The organism is Pseudomonas sp. HMWF006, from assembly GCF_003061205.1.
Classification (GTDB): domain Bacteria; phylum Pseudomonadota; class Gammaproteobacteria; order Pseudomonadales; family Pseudomonadaceae; genus Aquipseudomonas; species Aquipseudomonas monsensis.
Window position 1 is genome coordinate 7,557 of record NZ_QAIU01000635.1, and the last position, 1,382, is coordinate 8,938.

Genomic DNA, 1,382 nt, shown 5'->3' on the forward strand with positions numbered 1-1,382 from the left:
CCGGCGCGTTGACGATCGGCGTGAAGCCGGTGCCGCCAATGTGGCCGAGGCTGGAAATGGTGAAGCAGGCGCCCTGCATCTCGTCCGAAGACAGCTTCTTGGTGCGGGCTTTTTCAGCCAGCGAAGCGGCTTCTGCAGCGAGTTGCAGCAGGCTCTTCTGGTCGACGTTCTTGATGACCGGTACCAGCAGGCCATCCGGGGTGTCGACCGCGAAGCCGATGTTGACGTACTTCTTGCGAATGATCGCCTTGCCGCTTGGCGCCAGCGAACTGTTGAAGTCCGGCAGTTCCTTGAGCAGGTGCGCACAGGTCTTGAGCAGCAGCGGCAGGATGGTCAGCTTGACGCCAGCCTTCTCGGCAACGGCTTTCTGCGCCACGCGGAAGGCTTCCAGCTCGGTGATGTCCGCCGAGTCGAATTGCGTCACGTGTGGCACGTTCAGCCAGCTGCGGTGCAGGTTGGCAGCGCCGACCTGCATCAGGCGGGTCATCGGCACTTCTTCGATTTCGCCGAAGCGGCTGAAGTCCACGACCGGAATCGGCGGGATGCCCGCGCCACCGGTGGCACCGCCAGCAGCTGGCGCTTCCTTGGCCTTCTGCATCATCGCCTTGACGTAAACCTGCACGTCTTCCTTGAGGATGCGACCGTGCGGACCGCTGGCGCCAACGGCGCTCAGCTCGACGCCGAACTCACGGGCCAGTTGACGCACGGCCGGGCCGGCGTGAACTTTCGCGCCTGGCTTGGCTGGAGCAGCAACCGGAGCGGCAGCAGCAGGTGCAGCGGCAGCCGGAGCAGCAGCGGCTGGTGCTGGAGCGCTCGGTGCAGCAGCGGCAGCAGGCGCCGGGGCAGCAGCAGGCGCCGCACCTTTGACTTTCAGCTTGAGGATCAGGTCGCCGGTACCGACTTCGTCGTCCAGCTTGATGGAAACGCTTTCCACCACGCCAGCGGCAGGCGATGGGATTTCCATGCTCGCCTTGTCGGATTCCAGGGTGATCAGCGACTGGTCGGCTTCAACGCTGTCGCCAGCCTTGACCAGCACTTCGATGATCTTGGCCTTGCCGGCCGAACCGATGTCCGGAACGTGGATGTCCTGAACGCTGTCGGCCACTGGCGCAGCCGGGGCTGCTGCAGGAGCAGGCGCAGCGGCAGCGGCTGGCGCAGCAGCTTGAGCCGGGGCGGCCGCAGCAGGGGCCGCAGCACCCGCCACTTCCAGATCCAGAATCAGGTCGCCGGTGCCGACTTCGTCGTTGAGCTTGACGCTGATGGCCTTGACCACGCCAGCGGCGGGCGACGGGATTTCCATGCTCGCCTTGTCGGATTCCAGGGTGATCAACGATTGATCAGCTTCGACGGTGTCGCCGACCTTGACCTGAATCTCGATGATC

General features: G+C 64.7%; 1 protein-coding gene. It reads right to left on the bottom strand.

The window, feature by feature from the left end:
* On the bottom strand, positions 1 to 1,382 hold a 1,382-nt coding region (aceF, locus tag DBR24_RS29360; RefSeq protein ID WP_256591963.1), incomplete at both ends, for a dihydrolipoyllysine-residue acetyltransferase.